This window comes from Marinobacter sp. bablab_jr008, from assembly GCF_016464145.1.
Lineage (GTDB): Bacteria > Pseudomonadota > Gammaproteobacteria > Pseudomonadales > Oleiphilaceae > Marinobacter > Marinobacter nauticus.
This window is the reverse complement of record NZ_JACDWW010000039.1, coordinates 47,479-68,116: the sequence shown is the minus strand read 5'-3', so window position 1 is coordinate 68,116 and position 20,638 is coordinate 47,479. Positions and strand designations below refer to the sequence as shown.

Here is a 20,638-nt window from a genome sequence, read left to right as displayed (position 1 = left end):
GGCCTCAGCAGTTCATTAATGAACGCTTGATCCTTGCTTCGGCTTGTTGCCAAAACACACCTGGAACACATCGTTGTAGTGTTTGGCAAAGTTCACCGAGATACCTTCTTTCAGATAATCGGGAAGCTCCTCGTAATCCCCGCGATTCGCTTCCGGCAGGATCAGGTTATTGATCTTCTGTCGGCGTGCCGCAATCACCTTTTCCCGAATACCACCCACCGGCAAGACCTGCCCCGTTAACGTCAGTTCCCCGGTCATGGCCAGGTTCTGTTGCGGTGCTTCCTTGCGGGCAATGGACAACAGGGCGGTGGCCATGGTGATGCCGGCGCTCGGCCCGTCTTTTGGCGTTGCACCCTCGGGCACGTGCAGGTGCACAAAGGATTTGTCGAAGAACGTGGGGTCGCCCTTGAACCGTTTCAGGTTGGATGACACAAAGCTGTAGGCGATCTCGGCCGATTCCTTCATCACATCCCCCAGCTGCCCGGTGAGCTTGAAGCCCCGCTGGCTGCTGTGGATGCGCGAGGCCTCAATGCTGAGGGTGGCGCCACCCATGGCGGTCCAGGCCAGGCCGGTGACCACGCCAGTGCCTTTCAGGGATTTCTCCTTCTTGAACGCCGGCTGGCCGAGGTAGTCGGTCAGATCGGCAACGCCCACCCGAACCGGCTCATCCGGATGTTCCAGCAGGCGCACAATGCCCTTGCGAACAATCTTGTGCAGCAGCTTCTCGAGATTCCGAACGCCGGCTTCACGGGCATAACCCTCGATCACCTGGCGAATGGCAGCGTCGGTGATGTTCAACTGCTTCTTCAACAGACCCGCCCGTTTGAGCAAACGAGGTACCAGGTAATGTTTGGCGATGGCCAGTTTCTCTTCGCCGATGTAGCCGGACAGGCGGATCACGTCCATCCGGTCCAGCAATGGCCGGGGGATGGTATCCAACTGGTTGGCGGTGCAGATGAACAGCACTTTCGAGAGGTCCATGCGCACATCCAGGTAGTGATCCAGGAACTCCTTGTTCTGTTCCGGGTCCAGGGTCTCCAGCAGGGCCGAGGCCGGGTCGCCCTGGTAAGAGCTGCCGATCTTGTCGATCTCATCCAGCATAATCACCGGGTTGGCCACTTTACTGTCTTTCAGGGCCTGCACGAACTTGCCGGGCATGGCGCCGATGTAGGTGCGGCGGTGGCCCTTAATTTCGGCTTCATCACGCATGCCGCCCACACTGAAGCGGTAAAATTCCCGGCCCAGGGCATCCGCCACCGAGTGGCCGATGGAGGTTTTGCCGACCCCGGGCGGGCCGACCAGCAGCAGTATGGAACCGCTCACTTCACCCTTGAAAGTGCCTTCGGCCAGAAATTCGATGATGCGGTCCTTTACGTCGTCCAGGCCGTCGTGGTCCCGGTCCAGAATCTTGCGGGCCTCGGCCAGATCAAAATGATCCTGTGAATGCACGCCCCAGGGTACCTGGGTAATCCAGTCCAGGTAGTTGCGGGTAACGCCGTATTCCGGTGAACCCTGCTCCAGCACCTGCAATTTCTGGATTTCATCCTTGAATCGTTCCTGCACGGCTTCCGGTGGATTCAGTTTTGCCATTCGCTCTTCGAAGCGTTCCACGTCTGCCGTCTTGTCATCCTTGGCAATGCCCAGCTCCCGCTGGATCACTTTCAACTGCTCGCGCAGGAAGAACTCCCGCTGGTGCTTCTGCACCTTCTCGTTTACTTCCTCGTTGATCTCGGATTGCAGGCGGGCGACCTCCTGCTCCTTACGCATCAGCAACAGTACTTTTTCCATGCGCCGGAGCAGGGGCACGGTATCAAGAACATCCTGCAGTTCGCGACCCGGAGCGCTGGTCATGGATGCGCCGAAGTCTGCAAGGGGTGAGCTGTCATCGGGCCCGAAGCGGGACAGATATTGCTTCACTTCTTCGCCATAAAGCGGGTTGGTGCGCAGCAGTTCCTTGATGGCGCTGATGATGGCCAGGGTGTAGGCCTTGAGTTCGTCGGCCGGTTCTTCGGGCTCCTGTGGGTATTCGACTTCCACCAGATAAGGTGGGCGACGGCGAAGCCACTGGACAATTCTGAACCGTTGCAGACCCTGGGCAATGAACTGAACCTTGCCACTCTCATTCTGGGCTTGATGCACGCGCACGGCACAGCCCATGGTCTCAAGGTCTTCACTCTCCGGAATGCCGTTTTCGGCATCTGGATTCTCGACAAAACAGATGCCCAGAACCCGGTGATCGGTTTCACCAACCCGCTTCAGGGTTTCCTGCCAGGGATCCTGGTTGACCATGACCGGCTGCACCTGTGCAGGAAAGAACGGCCGGTTGGAGACCGGCAGAATATACATGCGCTGCGGCATAACCTGCTGTGGCAGCGCCAGGCTCTTGCTGTTTTCGTCTTTGCCGATGTATTCGGTCACGTCTTCTTCAAATTCTTCCAGGGAGTCTTTGCGGTTCTCGTCATTCATACCGGATTGCTCTCAAGGCGTGAGTGGTTAAAGACCTATGTAACGACAAAAGCCGGGTTTTCAAGCTGGCTTGATTTTTCCGCCGCTGGCTCCATATCTTCAGACAATTTCATTCATTCTGGTTCAGGTTCCCGACATATGAGCAATTCGCCGCATATCTTTGATGCCACCGCCGACAACTTTCAGCAGAAAGTGATGGAAGCCTCTGCCACCACGCCGATTCTGGTGGATGTATGGGCGGAGTGGTGCGCGCCCTGCAAACAGCTGATGCCGATTCTGCAAAAGCTGGCGGAGGAATATCAGGGTAACTTCCAGTTGGCCAAGGTGAATGCCGACGAACAGCAGGAACTGACGGCCTCCCTGGGAGTGCGCAGTCTGCCGACCATCATTCTGGTGAAGAATGGTCAGGCTGTGGATGGTTTTAATGGCGCCTTGCCCGAGAGCGAAATCCGCAAGATTCTGGAAAAGCACATCGAAGCCCCGGCGGAAGATCCTTACGAGAAAGCCCATGCTCTTTGGGAAGCCGGTGATGTGGACGGAGCTCTGGCCATCCTCACGGAGCTGAACCGGAAAGACCCGGAAAACCTGGATGTGCTGATTGATCTGGCCCAGTTGAAGGCCGAGCAGGGCGATCTGGATACCGCGGAGCAGGTGCTCAACAGCCTGCCGCCGGAAGAAAAAATGCAGCATAAAGCCAAACAGCTGGCGGCGAGGGTGAAGTTCCTCAAACAGTCAGGTGAACTGCCCGCGCAGGCGGAGTTGGAGGCAAAACTTGAGGCCAACCCGAAAGATCCTGAGGCCCTGCATCAGTTGTCCCTGCACATGGTTTTGCAGGATAAAAACGCGGAAGCCATGGATTTGCTGATCCGGCTGATGCAGGCCGATAGCACCTACAAGGACGGCGTCGCCAAAACCACATTGGTGGAGCTGTTTGAGAAACTGGGCAACAACAATCCGGATGTGCGCACGTATCGTAGGAAGCTGTATACCCTGATGCACTGAGCCGGTTGGACGGTGAGCCGGTCGGTAGCATCGCTGACTGGCTCAATTATCTCTCCACGATGCTGAAACTCCCTCCCCAGCCCGACCATTGTGAGCTTTGCGAACGCCCGGTGGCAAAGCTCACAAGGCATCACCTGATACCCAGGCATCTGCATCGCAAGAAGCGCTTTCAGAAACTGTTTTCCAGGGAAGAGTTGATCACCCGTACGCTTTGGGTCTGTCGCCCGTGCCATAACGCGATTCACAGGGCGTGTTCGGAGTATGAGCTGGGGCTGAATTACAACTCGAGGGAGAAGCTTCTGGAGCTCGAAGAGGTGAGGGTGTTTGTTGAATGGATTCGGGAAAAGCCTGCGGGGTTTGTGCCTAAGAAGGGATGGTAAGCAGGCCCGTCACGGGGACGGGCCTGATCTTAAGTCAACGCCTCAGGCGTTGCCGTTCTTCATTTCTTCAAACTCATCCTCAAAGAAGAACTTCTCTTCTCCGAATGCGGGCTCGAGCTCATGTAGCCAGGTGGCCGTTTCGCTGTATTTGGCGAAGAACGGTCGCTGAACCCAATCCGGGTTTCGGCCTTGCAGGAAGCGCAGTACGAAGACCTTCTCGCCGTTGATTTCGGTGATGCCCTGGATCTCCACCTTGCCGGGGCCGGCGCTCATGCTGGGGCCGCGGGCGGTCCGGGCCAGGCCGCTGACTTGCTTCATGGCCTCACGATAGATGTGGTAAGCCTCGGCCAGGGGCACCTCGAAGTAGTTCTTGGCACCGGTGTCCCGCTCTACGAACATGTAGTAGGGGATGATGCCCAGCTTCACTTCTTTCTTCCACAGCTTGGCCCAGGCATCGGCATCGTCGTTCACATGCTTGATCAGCGGGCCCTGGGCGCGGATCTCGGCACCGGTGGCGCGAATGCGGCGGATGGCCTCTTCCGCGATGTCTGTGGTGATCTCCTGCCAGTGGTTGTAATGGGCCATGATGGCCACGTGTTTGCCACCATCAACCAGCCTGGCGAACAGTTCGATCAGTTCGTCGGCGTCCTTGTCGGTCACGAAGCGATAGGGCCAGAAGGTCAGGGCCTTGGTGCCGATGCGGATGGTCTGGATGTGATCGAACTCCGGCTGCAGCAGCGGCTCCAGGTACTGCACCAGGTTTTTGGTCTTCATTACCATCGGGTCGCCGCCGGTGACCAGCAGGTCGCTCACTTCGGTGTGCTTCTGCAGATAGCCGTGCAGTTTCTCGGCGTCGGTGCTGGCCATCTTCAGGTCCTTGTCACCGACAAACTGCGCCCAGCGGAAACAGAAGGTACAGTAGCTGTGGCAGGTCTGGCCCTGGGACGGGAAGAACAGCACGGTTTCGCGGTACTTGTGCTGCACGCCGTCAAGCACCTCACCGTCCAGTTCCGGCATATTCATTTCCATCTGCCCGGCCGGGTGCGGGTTCAGTGCGTCGCGGATTTCCTTGGCAGCGGCCTGGATGTCTTTCTTGTCGGCGCCTTCCCGGTGCAGTTGCGCCATGCGCTCGTAGTGTTCGTCCTTGAGCATGCCTTTCTGTGGAAAGACCAGTTGATAGATCGGGTCGTTGGGCACCTTGTCCCAGTTGATCAGTTCGTTGATCACATATTCGTTAACCCGGAAGGGCAGCACGCTGGCCACCACTTTCATTTCAAACAGGGTTTCCTCGGGGAGATTCTGGATCGCCTCAATCTTGTCGAGCTGGCGGTCGGTAAAAACCTTGAACCGGCGCTCCTCGAATTCCTGAACCGGAATTCGGTTCGGAAAGGTGACGATGGAGTTCATGGATCGCCCTCTGTTGTGAGCCAAAGACAAAAGGAGGTGTGCCTCCTTCACTGGTTAAAAAACGGGCAGGCAAGTATACATAAATCATAATTTATTTTCAGGTCTAATTAATAAAACGGAGGTCCGGGCGAGGGGTTTCGGTCGTTCGGTCGGTATTAGCGCCTATTTGTCGCTAAAGGCTGCGAAAAGTCGTGAATGACAGTTTCAGATTATGCTTAGTGTGTTGATGTAAATGAGCGCTGGGAGGGGGTTCGACCTTGGTCGGAGATCGGTTGTTTCGTGATCGGAATATCGCCATTATTGCGTAAGTAATCTAAATAAATGATGGGTATCTGCCATTCAAACAGGTGTTTGTTTGTTTCTTAGTGTCATTTTGTAGTAAAAGAACGAAAGTTTTACTTCTGCTGGATAGTCAGGGCTGGCAGAACCATTCTCCGCGCAATCGGTCCGTGCCAAAAGCCATACCGATAACCGTTCGCGCGGCAGGAAAAATGAGAAAGCTGTTCTATGCTTGAGAGAGGTCAATCACGCAGCTCAGCCTTTCTTACAAGCTGACGTTTCCACAAAAAAATACTGCATACCATCGCAGCTTATCGACTTCGCACCGTCTTTGGCCGCTGATCGTGGCCGGCGTTGCACCTTTTGATGCCAAGGGGAGGGTTTGATGTACCAGGATGATGATCCCATTGAAACCAGTGAATGGCTGGATGCGCTGGAATCTCTGATTGAGAACGAAGGCGTAGAAAGGGCCAAATACATTCTTGAACGGCTTTCCGAGCGAGCCAGCCGCGATGGCACCGAACTGCCTTATTCCATAACCACGCCATTCCGTAACAGCATCCCTGTGACCCAGGAATCTCGCATGCCGGGCGATCTGTTCATGGAGCGCCGCATTCGCTCGCTGATTCGATGGAACGCCATGGCCATGGTGGTGCGCGCCAACAAGCGCCCGGGTGACCTCGGTGGCCACATTTCCACTTTCTCCTCAGCAGCCACTCTGTACGATGTGGGCTTCAACTATTTCTTTCATGGCGGTGGTGAGGATCGTGCTTCAGACCTGGTGTATTTCCAGGGCCACGCGTCGCCGGGCATCTACGCCCGCTCCTTCCTGGAAGGTCGTTTCAGCGAAGAGCAGCTGGACAAGTATCGCGAGGAAGTCGATGGCGAAGGCCTGTCTTCTTATCCTCACCCCTGGCTGATGCCGGATTACTGGCAGTTCCCGACGGTATCCATGGGGCTTGGGCCAATTCAGTCCATCTACCAGGCCCACGTAATGAAGTACCTGCACAGTCGCGAGCTGATCGACATGGACGGCCGCAAAGTGTGGGCGTTTGTCGGTGACGGCGAGTGCGACGAACCGGAAACTCTGGGCTCCATCTCCAAGGCGGGCCGCGAGAAACTGGATAACCTGATCTGGGTGGTCAACTGCAACCTGCAGCGCCTGGATGGCCCGGTTCGGGGTAACGGCAAGATCGTACAGGAGCTGGAAGGTGTGTTCCGTGGCGCTGGCTGGAACGTCATCAAGGTGGTCTGGGGCCGAATGTGGGATCCGCTGTTCGAGAAAGACGAGGATGGCGTGATGCAACGGGCCATGGACGAGCTGTGCGATGGCGAACTTCAGAACCTGACGTTCAAAGGCCCGGCCTATACCCGCAAGGAATTCTTCGGCAAGCATCCGGAGCTGGCCAAGCTGGCGGAAAATCTGTCGGACGAGGATATCAGCAAACTAAACCGCGGCGGCCACGACCCTTACAAGGTCTACGCGGCTTATCACAAGGCCGTGAACCAGGCCAACGGCAAGCCGACGGTCATTCTGGCTCACACTATCAAGGGCTATGGTTTTGGTGCGGCGGGCGAAGCCCAGAACACCGCGCACTCTTTGAAGAAGCTGGACATCGATACCCTGAAAGCATTCCGGGATCGTTTCGGTGTGCCGCTGAAAGACGAAGAGCTGGAAGACGTACCTTATTACCGTCCGGCGCCGGACAGCCCGGAACTGGTCTATATGAAGAAGCGCCGCCAGGAGCTGGGTGGTTTCTATCCCAAGCGCAACAAGGATTGCCAGCCGCTGCAGATTCCGGAACTGGATATCTTCAAGCAGGTGCTGGAAGGGTCCGACGGTCGTGAGATTTCCACTACCATGGCCTTTGTCCGGATTCTGAGTGCCCTGGTCAAAGACAAGCGCATCGGTAAGCGCGTCGTGCCTATCGTGCCGGACGAAGCCCGTACTTTCGGTATGGAAGGCATGTTCCGTCAGTTGGGTATCTACACGGCGGAAGGCCAGAAGTACGTGCCTCAGGATCGTGACCAGATCATGTACTACCGGGAAGACAAAAAGGGTCAGATCCTGCAGGAAGGCATCAATGAAGACGGTGCCATGTCCACCTGGATGGCGGCGGCTACGTCATACAGCACTAACAGTTTCCCGCTGATTCCGTTCTACGTGTTCTACTCCATGTTCGGCTTCCAGCGGGTAGGAGACCTGGCCTGGGCCTCGGGCGACATGCAGGCCCGCGGCTTCCTGATTGGCGGCACTGCCGGCCGGACTACTCTGAACGGTGAGGGCTTGCAGCACCAGGACGGTCACAGCCACATTCTGGCCAACACCATTCCCAACTGTAAGGCCTACGACCCGGCTTACGGCTACGAGATGGCCGTGGTAATCCGTCATGGTATGAAAGAGATGTTTGAAGACAACCAGAACGTCTTCTACTACCTGACCATCGAAAACGAGAACTACGAACAGCCGGCGATGCCGAAAGACTCTGAAGACGGCATCATCAAGGGCATGTACAAGTTCGAATCGGTGGAAACCAAGGGTCGCAAGAAGAGCCCGCGGGTTCAGCTGCTGGGCTCCGGCGCGATCATGAACGAGGTCCGTGCCGCGGCGCAGATGCTGAAGGACGACTGGGGTGTGGCCTCGGATGTCTGGAGTGTCACCAGCTTCAACGAACTGGCCCGTGATGGCCAGCATGTGGAGCGCTGGAACCACTTGCACCCGGATGACAAGCCGCGCAAGGCCTATGTCACGCAGTGCCTGGAAAAGGCTCAGGGCCCTGTGGTGTCGTCTACCGATTACATCAAACTGCACTCCGAGCAGTTGCGGGCATTCATCCCGAAAACCTACATGACCCTGGGCACCGACGGTTTCGGCCGCAGCGATACCCGCGAGAAGCTCCGTAACTTCTTCGAGGTGGATCGTTACTATGTGGCGGTGACTGCTCTGGCCGCCCTGGCTAAAGATGGTGAGATCAAACAGGAGCAGGTTCTCGAAGCCATGCGCAAGTACGGAATCGATCGCAACAAACCGAACCCGGTGCTGAGCTAAGGAGACCGCCATGAGTGAACAGGAAATCAAGGTTCCCGATCTCGGCGGTGCTGATGAAGTCGAGATCATCGAAATCATCGTCAGTGAAGGGGATTCGGTAGAGGAAGAAGATCCGATTCTGACCGTGGAATCCGACAAAGCCTCGGTAGAGCTGCCGGCCCCCGCCGCCGGCAAGATCACCAAAATCACCGTCAAGGTGGGTGACAAGGTGAAAGAGGGCGACGTGATCGGCATGCTGGCCGCCAGCGGTGATGCTGGGGGCTCGGACGATGCCGGGGATGATAAGTCTGAACAGACCGAGGAAAAATCCGAGGCGCCATCTGAGGCCAGATCGGAAGACGCCAAGCCGGCTCCGAAAAAGAAGAAGTCTGGTGGCTCTCGCACCGAAGTGGTGAAAGTGCCGTCGCTGGATGGCTTTGAAGATGTGCCGGTGATTGAAATCAACGTGGCTGAAGGCGATACGGTTGGTGAGGAAGACCCGCTGGTAACAGTGGAGTCCGACAAGGCCACCATGGAAATCCCGTCACCCTACGCGGGCAAGATCGGCAAGATTCTGGTGAAGGAAGGCGACAAGCTCTCCGAAGGTTCAGACCTCCTGGAAATGACCATCGAAGACGATGGTGACGACGAGGGCGAATCGGAAGATTCCGGTGACAGCGCCCGGGCAGACAGCCAGGAAAGCAAACCGGAGAAACCCCAGGGCAAACAGGAGTCCGAGCCTCAGCCGCAGGGCTCTACCTACGAGCCGCCGTCACCTGGCACCAAGGTGCACGCCGGTCCGGCCGTGCGTAAGCTGGCCCGGGAACTGGGGGCAGACCTCACGCGCGTGAAAGGTTCAGGCCCAAAAGGCCGGATCGTGAAAGACGATGTCCACGCCTACGTGAAGAGCCAGTTGCAGCAGGCCCAGCAGGGCAGTGGCGTAGCCACTGGCTCTGGCATTCCGGGCGTGAAACTGCCGGACTTCAGCCAGTTCGGTGAGATCGAGCGTGAAGGTATGTCCCGCATGATGGCAGCCACCGCCACCAACATGCAGCGCAGCTGGCTGAACGTGCCTCACGTAACCCAGTTCGACGATGCCGACATCACCGAAATGGAAGCCTTCCGTAAAGGCCAGAAAGCGGCCGGCGAAAAGCGTGGCGTGAAGATGACCCCGCTGCCGTTCCTGCTCAAGGCCTGCGCCGCCGCGTTGGCGGAACTGCCTCAGTTCAACGTGTCCCTGGACATGGAGCGCAAAGAGGTGGTGCGCAAGAAGTACATACACATCGGCATTGCGGTGGATACGCCACACGGCCTTATGGTGCCGGTGATACGGAATGTAGACCAGAAGGGCCTATGGGAACTGGCGGCCGAAAGCGCCGAGTTGGCCCAGAAGGCGAGGGACAAGCAGCTGAAGCCGGCAGAAATGCAGGGTGCCTGCTTTACCATCACCAGCCTGGGCGGCATTGGCGGCACAGCGTTCACGCCGATCGTGAATACGCCGGAAGTGGCGATCCTGGGTGTGTCCAAAGCCTCCATGAAACCGGTGTGGGACGGCAAGGAGTTCCAGCCGCGGCTGATGCTGCCGCTGTCGCTGTCTTACGACCACCGCGCGGTGAACGGAGCGGATGCTGCCCGGTTTACCAACCTGCTGACGCAGCTGCTCGGGGATATTCGGACCCTGCTGCTGTGATGTAGCCTTGTTGGTCGCACTGCGACGGTGTCGTTGCAGTGCGACCACTCTTCCGCTCGGGCCTGGTCAGCTCGGCCAATGTCTGCACGTTATGAGCCACCCACCATCAGTGTCACAACAAACGACTGTGATACGAGGCTCCCATGACTCCCTCAGAACTGATGTCCAGGCCATTCACGCTGCCGAATGGATCGGTTATCCCCAATCGCTTTGCCAAGTCCGCAATGAGCGAAACGCTGGGAAGCATTGATAATCATCCGACTAAAGAATTGATCACCCTTTACAGAGCCTGGGCAGACGGGGGTGCCGGGCTGTCGATCACTGGCAACGTGATGATTGACCGGAGGCACATCGGGGAGCCGCAAAACGTCGTGGTCGAGGATGAGGCCGATCTGGATCTTCTCAAATCCTGGGCCAGGGCCGGGCGGGGTGGCGGGAAACAGATCTGGATGCAGCTCAATCATCCAGGCAAGCAAAGCCCGAAGATGCTTAATAGAGACCCGGTGTCTCCAAGCGCGATTCCGTTCAAGAAGGACCTGCGGGGGATGTTCGCAACTCCGCGTGCGCTCACGGGGCCGGAGATTGATGACATTATTCGTCGCTTTGCGCAGGCCGCAGCCGTCGCCAAAAAGGCGGGATTTGATGGTGTACAGATTCACGGAGCCCATGGGTATCTGGTTAGCCAGTTTTTGTCTCCCCATCACAATCAACGCACCGACGAGTGGGGTGGTTCTGCGGCGAACCGGCGGCGCTTTGTACTGTCTGTGTATCGAGAAATCCGCAAGGCTTGTGGCAGGGAATTTAATGTTGGTATCAAACTGAATTCGGCTGATTTTCAGCGCGGGGGCTTCACTGAGGATGAGTCTCTGGCTGTGATCAAGGCGCTGGTGGCAGAGGGCATTGATCTGGTGGAAATCTCAGGAGGAAATTATGAAAACCCCGCCATGGCGAAAGGTGCCGGAAGCGAGGAGGTGAAAGCCAGCACCCTGGCACGGGAAGCCTACTTCCTGGAGTTTGCTGAAAAAGTCCGTGAATTGACGGACGTACCCTTGATGGTCACGGGCGGGTTCCGCACAGAGCGGGGGATGGCACAGGCCATCGATTCTGGTGCCACGGACCTGGTGGGGCTGGCAAGGCCCTTGGTTGTGGAACCTGATCTGCCGACTCGTATTATGGCGGGCGATCCGGTTACCAGTGCGGTCAAGCCTATTAAAACCGGCCTTCGAATGATCGACGATATGGCTCTGATGGAGGTCAGTTGGTACACCCGTCAGATCGGAAGAATTGCCCGTGGCAGGGCTCCAAAACAGCACGACCGGGGCCTGTTATCCCTGATGGAGGTGCTGGCGGTTATGGCTACCCGAGGCGTTCGAACACGGTTACGGGCGGGCAGCTAATCGGAGAGCCGGCTGTCCCCGGGGGCCAGCCGGCCGCCTTTCTGATCAGTTGGCAAAGAACATCCAGTCGAAATAATCGTGCAGATCCTGCATGGCCCAGGCTTCTGCCGGTTGGGTCAGTTCGAACAACAGGTTTTGGTCTTTGGCGAGTTTCATGGCGTTACCTCACGTCGTTGCGATGGGAATGCGAGTTCGCTGTCGCCAGCGTATCCAAGCTTTTGCATTGGCCGTGCCAAATCTGTTGGCTGAAGGTAAGTCTATGAAAGTGTTAAATAAGGAGTGAATGGCTTTGAGGCTGGAAGGTGTGAGCTGAGCAGGAATGGTGCCGGCGCACCATCCTGGAACGAAAAACCCCGGCCGGAGCCGGGGTAATTCTGAGTTAACTTCTGATTAGGAAGGATCAGAAGTTGTACTGTGCTGCGAACATCAGGCGGTTAGCATCTTCACTGTCACCACCTTTGGTTTCGGTTTTCCAGTACTGATATTCAACGCCCATCATCACGCTCTTGACCGGCGTCCACATGTAGTTGGCAATGATGTTGGAGCGGGTTTCCTCGTCTCCATCATTTTCAACATCCAGTTCTACCATACCGTAGGTCAGGTTGACGCTGCGGCCGTTACCCAGAGACAAGCTGGTGCCGATTGAGGCGCCGTAGCCTGAGATGGTTTCGAGGTCTTCACCGTCGAGGTAGGCATCGGCAGAACCGGACTGGTACAGATAGGCGTTGGCGCCGTCTGTGTAGTTCAGTGCGCCTTGGATAGACACCATGTCAGAGGCCTTGAATTTGGCAGCGCCAAACATGCCGTAACCCATGGCTGTATCGTCAGTGCCGTTGAATTCGTTTTCATAGGCGTTTTGCTTGACGAGACCGGCAACTGCGAACGACAGAGCATCAGCAGAGCCCTCGTAGCGAGCAGTGAAGGCCGGCATGGTATCTTTGTCGGTGTCAACGTCGTCCCCGCCGACTGTAACCGTTGTTCCGTCCAACGAACCCTTGGGATCCTCTACTGAGACGGAGAGACCTCCTGTGGTGTAACGAAGCTGTGCGGTCCGAAGCTGATATCCTGCCCAGCCGGCACTACCGTTGAAGTCCAGGGTTGGCGTGTTGCCGGTGAAGCTGTTGTAGTTTGACCAGGTCTGCCCTGCCAGAATGCCGTTGTACTCACCGAAGGCATGGCGCAGACGGAAGTTGCCACCACTGGCAAAATCACCTTCAACAGTGATCTTGAAATCCTGCGGCAGGCTTGCTTTGACACCAATACGGCTTTGAGTTGCTGAGGCGTCGAAATGACCTTCATTGTCTGAGCCGGAAACTTTTCCGAAATCACCAGCCAGCGTGCTGTCATCGCCAGTGATCTTTTCGTTGATATCGTAAGTGGCAGTCAGTCGCGCGTAGCCGTAGATGTCGGCATTCACATCGCCGGCCTGGATTTCAAACGCCTGCGCCTGAGAAGCCAGACCCAGAACTGTCATAGCAGCCGTCGCACGAATTGCCATTCTTAATTTGGGGTATACGGATTTAATGGTTGATGGGGCACCTTCACCCCATCAATCTGATACCACCCTCAGATGGTTGATAGATCGACTCCGTAGTTGAGTTCCTCTGCGAAGTCCGGCAGTCCGTAACCGATGGTTTTCTTGTAGAAAGGAGAGACCTTCGCAGTCGGTGCCTTCTTCTTGTGCTTCGTGGTGTAGAGCATTCGTGCCCGCATCACCTCGAAGGAGTAACCGCGCCCTTCACGGTTCTTGTCCTTGGCCAGTCGGTTGATGGACTCCGTGTAAGCGTTGGTGACGGGCATGTCCGTCTCGAAGTAGGTCATGGTCTCTTCGCGCCAGTTTCCCACTGCCCTGACCAGATCGCTCCAGACTTCCTTTTGGCCCTTCGGGATGGTGGCTATCCACTCGTCCAGGGCGGCTTCTGCCTGGAGCCGTGTGGTGGCGTCCCAGATGCCGTAGAAGCGCTCCTTGTGCTCGTAGGCGGCCAGCAGTTGCGGGAACGCGCCTGTCCAGGTCTCCATGATGAGGCGCTCCCGGTCTGAGACTTCGTGAGCGCGTTTCAGCAGGATTTTCCGGTCTCCCTTGAGAGTCCGGCTCTGGGACGGTTTCAGCTCCTTTCTGAGGCCCTTGCGCACTCTCTCTAGGGCATCGTTGGCCATGCGCACCACATGGAACTTATCGACCACGATACGGGCCTGGGGCAGCACAGCCTTGACCGCTGCCCGGTAGGGGTTCCACATGTCCATGCTGACGATCTCGACCTTCTGCCGGTCTTTCAGCTTCATCAGGTAGTTGGTCACCACGTCCTGGCGGCGGGTGGTCAGCAGGTCGAGCAGGGTTCGCTCCTCAATGTTGGTCAGAATGCAGCGGTAGCGCTTGTTCAGGTATAGCTCGTCAATGCCCAGGATGCGGGGCGTCTCGAAGCGGTGCCAGCGCCCCAGGAACTCGGCGCGGGCGTTGAAGATGTCGCGCACCGTCTTCTCGTCCAGGCCGGTCTGTGCCGCCACAAAGGTGTAGGGGTGGTTGAAGGATTCCTTCTCCACGTACTCATGCAGCCGCAGTGTCATACGGAATCCGTCCACCATCTCCGGTAGCTGGGGCCTGAATGTTGTCTTGCAGGCCCGGCAGGTGTATCGGCGGCGGACCACCCAGAGAGTGACCCGCTTGCCGTGGATGGGCAGATCACGATAGGGAACGTCACGCTTGCCGAACCGTACGAACTCACCCTGCACGCCGCATTCCTCGCAGGCGATGGGATCGGGCACGTCCACCTGGAAGTGCATTTCGTCGTCGGTTGATTTGCAGCCCAGTACTTGGTATTGCGGCAGGTGAAGGATGTTGTCGGGAAGTTCGGTCATGGTGTTGTATAGGCGTAGGTGTCAGTCAGATCCATCCGACTCGGCATTGGTGTTTGCTTTTTTACCCAACAAGCTGCTGGAAACGAAAAGTAAGGCACCGAGGACAATTGCAATATCAGCCAGGTTGAAGGCCGGCCAATGCCAGTCTCGCCAATAGAAATCAAAGGAATCCACAACATAGCCGCGAAAGACCCGGTCAATCAGGTTGCCCATGGCGCCACCGAGGATAAGACTGTAAGCGATGGCTTCTCCTTTATGACGATTTTCAAGGATCAGCTTGATCAGAAAAATCGAGACCACTACCGCGATTCCGATAAAAAAGTAGCGCTGCCAGCCTCCACCATTCGCAAAAAGACTGAATGCGGCACCGGTGTTCCATAGGTGCACCCAGTTAAAGAACGGGGTCACCGAAACATACTCGCCATAGGCCATTGATTGCTGCACCAGCCACTTTACAGCCTGATCAGACGCTGCCAGCAGGCCCGATATGGACAATAGGGCATACGGCGAGAGCTTTTTGCCAATAATGAGCATTATTTAACCCTTCAACGCCAAAATGCGTCTGGCACCGTTAAGTACAATGCCCCCCGCGATGGTGCCGATAATCAGATCCGGATAATTGGAACCGGTCCACGCGACCAGGGCGCCGGCGGTGATGACCCCCAGGTTGATCACCACGTCGTTGGCCGAGAATATCCAGCTTGCCTTCATGTGCGCCCCGCCTTCCCGATGTTTGGATATGAGCAGCAGACAACTGGTATTGGCAATCAATGCGACGAATGCGATAGCCATCATCACCAGCGATTCAGGCTCACTACCGAATACAAAGCGTCTCACCACCTCTACGAGCACGCCCACAGCCAAGATCAGTTGCAGTACACCAGCAAGATGCGCGGCACGTACCTGCATTTTCACGCTATGTCCAACCGCATAAAGGGCAAGCCCGTACACCGCCGCATCGGCAAAATTGTCCAGGGATTCTCCAATCAGGCCGGTGGACCGGGCGATCAGACCGGCAGTCATTTCCACCACGAACAGAAGTGCATTGATGCCGAGCAACCAGCGCAGGGTCCCGGATTCTTGCTTAGCAGAAGCTGCCGAAAACTCGGCGGCCTTGATGGTCTCCGGATTTGCAGCGACGGTTTCCTGAAGCGAGGCGCCTAGCCCCAAGGTCTTCAGTTTCGAGGTGACGGGCTCGACCTCGCCGTCATGCACGACCTTCAGCCGGCGGTTCGACAAGTCGAAGGACAGCGCCCGAATCTCCTCAAAGCCGTTCAGGGCTAGGCGAATCATTCGTTCTTCTGATGGACAGTCCATCTTCGGCACGGCATAAACACTGACCCATCTCCCTGGCGCCTCGGAGGAGGCCTGTATATCGGTATCCGCTGCGGACGTTGCATCACCGCCACAGGCGCCACCACAGGATTTGCTCATGATACGACTCCACTTGAACAATGTTGTGGTACCATTTAAAACTATAAAGCTACTATAAGGTCAATAGAGTAAAGAATCCGTTGGGGAGGAGGCTGATGCGCATTGGTCAGTTGGCGCAGTTGGTAGGGGTCGAAACACAGACGATCCGCTTCTATGAACAGCAGGGCTTGTTGCCGCCGCCTGATCGGCAGGACAACGGTTACCGTGTCTATACCGAGAAGCATGGTGAGGGGCTGGCCTTCATCCGTCGCTGCAGAATCCTGGGCCTGTCACTGGCTGAGATTCACGAACTACAGAGCTATCAGGACGACCCTCATCAGCCTTGTACCGCCGTCAACACCTTGCTCGATGATCACATCTCTCATGTGCGGTCGCAGATAACCGCTCTGCAAGCGCTTGAGAAACAACTCGTTTCACTGAGAGCGAGTTGCAACGATGACCGGGAAGTTGAGGCGTGTGGGGTTCTTGCTGGAATTAGCGAAGGAAACATGCACCAGCAGTAGGTGAAGCATCAACCAGATAATCCGATGAGATGCCGGTCTGTCTCACTCTCATGCAAAGGTAAGATCAACCATTTAATCCGCTTACCCTTAATTTGTTGCTTTGCATTGTTGTTGTCTCCACACGTTTATTGTTGTTGGACCCACAGACAAAGTAGTTACGAATCTATGACAATTCAAACAGAATCGGTGATTATTTAGACGAATGACTATAGGCCTTCGATTCAGTCATGGTGGCATCCGGAGGAGTACTTTGGTCGTAATGGGCAAGATGATTTTCAAACACGAGATGCTATCTGAACCTACGTTTGCCTTCGTCGATATTGAAACCACCGGCGGCAATGCCCAGCGGGATCGGATCACCGAAATTGGTATCCGCTTCTGGCGTAACGGGGTCGTTGTGGGGGAATGGCAAACGCTCCTGAACCCGGAAGCCCGGATCTCCGGGTTCATCGAACGACTGACGGGTATCTCCAATGCCATGGTGGCGAGTGCCCCTCGTTTTGAGACCATTGCCGACGAGCTGGAGCGGCACCTGGACGGGTGCATTTTTGTCGCCCACAACGCACGCTTTGATTACGGTTTTATCAAGAGTGAATTCCGCAGATTGGGGCGACTGTTCAGTGCCCGGGTGCTTTGCACCGTTCGACTTTCCCGGGCGCTCTATCCGGAGGCCGAACGCCACAACATGGATGCGCTGATCGCCCGGCACGGATTACCCGCTGTTGAGCGCCACCGGGCCATGGGCGATGTCACTGCCATGCTGGCGTTCTTTGAACACACCTTGCTTGAGCAGGGCGAAGACACCGTTGGTGCCACCATCAACCGCCTGCTCCAGCGCCCCAGCACACCCTCCAACGTACCCGCGGAAATGCTCGCTGATTTGCCGGCGGGGCCCGGTGTGTACCGGTTTTATGGAGATAACGATGTGCTGCTGTACGTGGGCAAAAGCACCAATATTCGCCAGCGGGTGGCCTCGCATTTTTCCGGTGATCATCAGAGCAGCCGTGGAATCCGGCTGTCCGAAAGCCTGCGCCGGGTGGAATACACCGAAACTGCCGGAGAGCTAGGTGCCCTGTTGCTGGAACTCAAACAGATAAAGACCCTGAGCTCGCTGTTCAACCGTCGCTCACGGGCGGCGAAAAGCCTGGTCAGCATCGCCCTGCACCCGGACAACTCCGGCTACCTGAATGCCGAGTTGGCCAGAACCATCACGCCGGATCAACTGGGAGATTACTTCGGCCTGTTTCGCAGCAAGCGGGACGCGTTAAGTGCGTTACGGGGCATCGCCAGCAAAAACGACCTGTGCGGAAAACTCCTGGGACTGGAGCCGGCAACCCCGGGACCATGCTTTCAACGATCCCTGGGGCGGTGCAAAGGTGCCTGTGAAGGCGCGGAAGACGTCACCCGGTTCAACCTGCGCATGCAGATCGCCTTTCATAATCTGCGTCTGAAAACCTGGCCCTGGCCCGGCCCAGTTGCCCTGGCCGAAGAAAACCCGGAAAACGGACGCACGGACTGGCTGATCATCTGGAACTGGATTCATATAGAAACGCTGCGCAGCGACCAGCACACCGAGGCCGATCTGCACGACTATCAGCCCGGCGAAGACCCGGTCACCTTTGATCTGGATTCCTACAAGCTGCTCATTAAAGCGCTCCTGGGGAAAGATCGAAACCACCATCGCATCATCGAGTTACATGCTATAACACAACCGGCTGTTCTTATGCCCTGAGTGGCGTATTATGGGGAGGAATTCATCCACTCAGAGAGAGATCCATGAACAGAGAACCTGTCTCCCGCGAACTTTTTGATGAAGTCATGGTGCCCAACTACGCCCCCGGAACCATTATCCCGGTGCGAGGCGAAGGCTCCCGCGTGTGGGATCAGGAAGGCCGAGAGTTCGTGGATTTGCAGGGTGGTATTGCCGTCACCAGCCTGGGCCACGCCCATCCGGGGCTATTGGGTGCGTTACAGGAACAGTCAGAAAAAATCTGGCACCTGTCGAACGTCATGACCAACGAGCCTGCCCTGCGGCTGGCCAAAACCCTGTGTGACCTCACCTTCGCCGAGCGGGTGTTCTTTGCAAACTCCGGCGCTGAAGCCAACGAAGCTGCCTTCAAACTGGCCCGTCGCTACGCCTGGGAACACTACGGTCCGGAAAAACACGAGATCATTTCGTTCAAGAATTCCTTCCACGGCCGCACCCTGTTCACCGTCAGTGTGGGTGGCCAGCCCAAATACCTGGAAGGCTTTGAACCGGCCCCCGGCGGCATCCATCACGCCGAATTCAATAACCTGGACTCAGTGAAAGCGCTGATCTCCAAAGAGAAGACCTGCGCTGTCGTGGTCGAGCCCGTCCAGGGTGAAGGCGGCGTCATGCCGGCAGATCCCGAATTCCTGCAAGGGCTGCGAGAGCTCTGCGACGAACACAACGCCCTGCTGGTCTTCGACGAAGTCCAAAGCGGCGTAGGCCGCACCGGCTACCTGTACGCCTACGAAATGTACGGCGTAACACCGGACATCCTCTCCAGCGCCAAAGGCCTGGGCGGCGGCTTCCCGGTTGCCGCCATGCTGACCACCGCCAAAGTCGCGGCCAGCCTGGGCGTAGGCACCCACGGCAGCACCTACGGCGGCAACGCGTTGGCTTGCGCCGTGGCCCAGAAAGTCATCGACACCGTCAGCCAGCCGGAAATCCTCAAGGGCGTCAAAGCCCGCTCCGAAAAACTGCGCAAAGGCATGATGGACATCGGCGAACGCTACGGCGTGTTCTCCGAAGTTCGCGGTGCTGGTCTACTCTTGGGTTGTGTACTGACCGAACAATGGCAGGGCAAGGCCAAAGACTTCCTGAACGCCGGTCTGGATGAGGGCGTGATGGTCCTGGTAGCCGGAGCCAATGTGGTGCGGCTGGCGCCTTCGCTGATCATTCCGGAAACGGATATTGAAGAAGCGCTGGAAAGGTTTGAAGCTGCAGTGAAGAAGATCACGGCTAAGTAAAATGTAGCCCCTGGGGCTGGGTTCCCCTTCCGGAAATTTCGGAGGCCATGGATGGCCGGAGAGAAGCGCACAGGGATGTGCTTGTAGCGGTTTCCGGAAGGGGAACCCAGTTCCAGGGGCGGGCGAGCCTGCTCCAAAAATCCTGATGGTTCGATAGAGGAGCGCACCATGTGGCGAGTCAGACCAGCCAAACTGGATGACCTGCAACAAATCCTGGACATAGCCGGCGCCCAAACCGCCAGGCTCTCGTCCACCCTGCCCAAAACCGAAGAAACCCTGGCCCGGAAAATTCAACACTCCCGGGACTCCCTGGCCGACAACGCCCCCGAAGGCACTCCGCGCCGCTTTCTGTTCGTACTCGAAAACACCGAAACCGGCGAAATCGCCGGCACCGCAGGTATCGACAGCCGCGCCGGCAACGGCCACCCGTTTTACAATTACCGGCGTGACTACCTCATCCACGCCTCCCACGAACTCAACGTCTCGCGCCGCGTCGAAGTCCTGTACCCGAGCCACGCCCTGACCGACCTGACACTGCTGTGCTCCTTCACCCTGAAAGAACAACACCGCAACACCCCGGTATTCGAGCTGCTATCCCGGGCCAGAATGATGTTCATTGCCAGCCACCGGGAATGGTTCACCAACCGAACGGTGGTTGAAATCCAGGGCGTACAGCACGAAAACGGCAGCGTGCCCTTCTGGGACAGCCTGGGGCGACATTTCTTCAATATGGACTTTGAAACCGCCGATCAATATTCCGGCCAGCTCAGCAAAACCTTTATTGCCGAACTCATGCCGCCGAACCCGGTGTACGTCACCCTGCTCAGTACCGAGGCTCAGGAAGCCCTCGGCCAACCACACCCGCTGACCGAACCCAACTATCAGCTACTCCAGCGCGAAGGTTTTCAGCCCGGATGCTACGTCGATATCTTTGACGGCGGACCAGTGATGGAAGTGCGCACCGACAGCCTGAAAACCCTGGTGACCAGTCAGCCCAAAACACTGCACGGCAGCCACCAGAACGATGGTGAAACCTGCCTGATCAGCGCCGGCGAAGGTGAGCACTTCCGCTGCCTGTTGACCCCGGTGGCAGAAACGTTGGCGGATGATGTAAAAGTGCCGGTGAGCACCTGGCATGGCCTGCAAAGCAGCGCCGGCGACCCGGTAAGGATTTCACCGTTATGAGCATGCAAATACAGGGG

General features: G+C 57.0%; 15 protein-coding genes. 9 read left to right on the top strand and 6 right to left on the bottom strand.

The annotated features are described in order from the left end of the window. Window positions 1–15 precede the first annotated feature (15 nt). Window positions 16–2,466 carry an endopeptidase La gene (gene lon, locus JIF53_RS03630; protein ID WP_199451848.1) on the bottom strand — a complete coding sequence of 817 codons (2,451 nt, stop codon included), beginning with the start codon at window positions 2,464–2,466 and terminating at the stop codon, window positions 16–18. Between the two features lie 138 nt (window positions 2,467–2,604). Between lon and trxA the strand changes: the two genes are divergently transcribed. Next, window positions 2,605–3,468, top strand: a complete 864-nt coding sequence (gene trxA, locus JIF53_RS03625) for a thioredoxin (protein WP_199451847.1) — start codon at window positions 2,605–2,607, stop codon at window positions 3,466–3,468. Window positions 3,469–3,527: 59 nt separating this feature from the next. Beyond that, a complete protein-coding gene (locus JIF53_RS19385) occupies window positions 3,528–3,848 on the top strand; it encodes a hypothetical protein (protein WP_031210361.1) in 321 nt (106 codons plus the stop codon). A 42-nt stretch (window positions 3,849–3,890) separates the two neighbouring features. Here JIF53_RS19385 and JIF53_RS03620 read toward each other — a convergent pair whose 3' ends face one another. Continuing rightward, window positions 3,891–5,255 (bottom strand): KamA family radical SAM protein, encoded by a 1,365-nt coding sequence (locus JIF53_RS03620; protein ID WP_153740571.1) that lies wholly within the window; start codon window positions 5,253–5,255, stop codon window positions 3,891–3,893. Between the two features lie 664 nt (window positions 5,256–5,919). Here JIF53_RS03620 and aceE point away from each other — a divergent pair. From aceE to JIF53_RS03605, 3 genes are all read left to right on the top strand, one after another. Next, complete coding sequence (gene aceE / locus JIF53_RS03615) at window positions 5,920–8,583, top strand: pyruvate dehydrogenase (acetyl-transferring), homodimeric type (protein WP_199451846.1); 2,664 nt, start codon at window positions 5,920–5,922, stop codon at window positions 8,581–8,583. Between the two features lie 10 nt (window positions 8,584–8,593). Next, window positions 8,594–10,252 carry a dihydrolipoyllysine-residue acetyltransferase gene (gene aceF, locus JIF53_RS03610; RefSeq protein WP_199451845.1) on the top strand — a complete coding sequence of 553 codons (1,659 nt, stop codon included), beginning with the start codon at window positions 8,594–8,596 and terminating at the stop codon, window positions 10,250–10,252. Between the two features lie 143 nt (window positions 10,253–10,395). Continuing rightward, window positions 10,396–11,649 (top strand): NADH:flavin oxidoreductase/NADH oxidase family protein, encoded by a 1,254-nt coding sequence (locus JIF53_RS03605; RefSeq protein WP_153740573.1) that lies wholly within the window; start codon window positions 10,396–10,398, stop codon window positions 11,647–11,649. A gap of 400 nt (window positions 11,650–12,049) precedes the next feature. On the opposite strand, the gene JIF53_RS03600 is transcribed toward JIF53_RS03605, so the two are convergent. From JIF53_RS03600 to JIF53_RS03585, 4 genes are all read right to left on the bottom strand, one after another. Next, window positions 12,050–13,123 carry a DcaP family trimeric outer membrane transporter gene (locus JIF53_RS03600; RefSeq protein WP_228285456.1) on the bottom strand — a complete coding sequence of 358 codons (1,074 nt, stop codon included), beginning with the start codon at window positions 13,121–13,123 and terminating at the stop codon, window positions 12,050–12,052. 92 nt (window positions 13,124–13,215) lie between these two features. Further along, entirely contained in the window at window positions 13,216–14,505 is a 1,290-nt protein-coding gene (locus JIF53_RS03595; protein WP_011784406.1) for an ISL3-like element ISPpu12 family transposase, read from the bottom strand. Between the two features lie 21 nt (window positions 14,506–14,526). Then, window positions 14,527–15,039 carry a signal peptidase II gene (lspA, locus tag JIF53_RS03590; RefSeq protein WP_003821921.1) on the bottom strand — a complete coding sequence of 171 codons (513 nt, stop codon included), beginning with the start codon at window positions 15,037–15,039 and terminating at the stop codon, window positions 14,527–14,529. Between the two features lie 3 nt (window positions 15,040–15,042). Next, window positions 15,043–15,939 (bottom strand): cation transporter, encoded by an 897-nt coding sequence (locus JIF53_RS03585; RefSeq protein WP_004364974.1) that lies wholly within the window; start codon window positions 15,937–15,939, stop codon window positions 15,043–15,045. A 95-nt stretch (window positions 15,940–16,034) separates the two neighbouring features. On the opposite strand from JIF53_RS03585, the gene cadR reads away from it, so the two are divergent. From cadR to JIF53_RS03565, 4 genes are all read left to right on the top strand, one after another. After that, window positions 16,035–16,442, top strand: coding sequence for a Cd(II)/Pb(II)-responsive transcriptional regulator (cadR, locus tag JIF53_RS03580; protein ID WP_007148576.1), 408 nt, complete (start codon window positions 16,035–16,037; stop codon window positions 16,440–16,442). A 268-nt stretch (window positions 16,443–16,710) separates the two neighbouring features. Further along, a complete protein-coding gene (locus JIF53_RS03575) occupies window positions 16,711–18,174 on the top strand; it encodes an exonuclease domain-containing protein (RefSeq protein ID WP_416234179.1) in 1,464 nt (487 codons plus the stop codon). A gap of 44 nt (window positions 18,175–18,218) precedes the next feature. Continuing rightward, complete coding sequence (locus JIF53_RS03570) at window positions 18,219–19,436, top strand: aspartate aminotransferase family protein (protein WP_153740575.1); 1,218 nt, start codon at window positions 18,219–18,221, stop codon at window positions 19,434–19,436. 168 nt (window positions 19,437–19,604) lie between these two features. Beyond that, window positions 19,605–20,621, top strand: coding sequence for an arginine N-succinyltransferase (locus JIF53_RS03565; protein WP_153740576.1), 1,017 nt, complete (start codon window positions 19,605–19,607; stop codon window positions 20,619–20,621). Window positions 20,622–20,638 lie beyond the last annotated feature (17 nt).

Bases quoted from the DNA above. Each gene is read 5' to 3' on its own strand.
- lon (WP_199451848.1), bottom strand. From the start codon at position 2,466: ATGAATGACGAGAACCGCAAAGACTCCCTGGAAGAATTTGAAGAAGAC.
- trxA (WP_199451847.1), top strand. From the start codon at position 2,605: ATGAGCAATTCGCCGCATATCTTTGATGCCACCGCCGACAACTTTCAG.
- JIF53_RS19385 (WP_031210361.1), top strand. From the start codon at position 3,528: ATGCTGAAACTCCCTCCCCAGCCCGACCATTGTGAGCTTTGCGAACGC.
- JIF53_RS03620 (WP_153740571.1), bottom strand. From the start codon at position 5,255: ATGAACTCCATCGTCACCTTTCCGAACCGAATTCCGGTTCAGGAATTC.
- aceE (WP_199451846.1), top strand. From the start codon at position 5,920: ATGTACCAGGATGATGATCCCATTGAAACCAGTGAATGGCTGGATGCG.
- aceF (WP_199451845.1), top strand. From the start codon at position 8,594: ATGAGTGAACAGGAAATCAAGGTTCCCGATCTCGGCGGTGCTGATGAA.
- JIF53_RS03605 (WP_153740573.1), top strand. From the start codon at position 10,396: ATGACTCCCTCAGAACTGATGTCCAGGCCATTCACGCTGCCGAATGGA.
- JIF53_RS03600 (WP_228285456.1), bottom strand. From the start codon at position 13,123: ATGACAGTTCTGGGTCTGGCTTCTCAGGCGCAGGCGTTTGAAATCCAG.
- JIF53_RS03595 (WP_011784406.1), bottom strand. From the start codon at position 14,505: ATGACCGAACTTCCCGACAACATCCTTCACCTGCCGCAATACCAAGTA.
- lspA (WP_003821921.1), bottom strand. From the start codon at position 15,039: ATGCTCATTATTGGCAAAAAGCTCTCGCCGTATGCCCTATTGTCCATA.
- JIF53_RS03585 (WP_004364974.1), bottom strand. From the start codon at position 15,939: ATGAGCAAATCCTGTGGTGGCGCCTGTGGCGGTGATGCAACGTCCGCA.
- cadR (WP_007148576.1), top strand. From the start codon at position 16,035: ATGCGCATTGGTCAGTTGGCGCAGTTGGTAGGGGTCGAAACACAGACG.
- JIF53_RS03575 (WP_416234179.1), top strand. From the start codon at position 16,711: ATGATTTTCAAACACGAGATGCTATCTGAACCTACGTTTGCCTTCGTC.
- JIF53_RS03570 (WP_153740575.1), top strand. From the start codon at position 18,219: ATGAACAGAGAACCTGTCTCCCGCGAACTTTTTGATGAAGTCATGGTG.
- JIF53_RS03565 (WP_153740576.1), top strand. From the start codon at position 19,605: ATGTGGCGAGTCAGACCAGCCAAACTGGATGACCTGCAACAAATCCTG.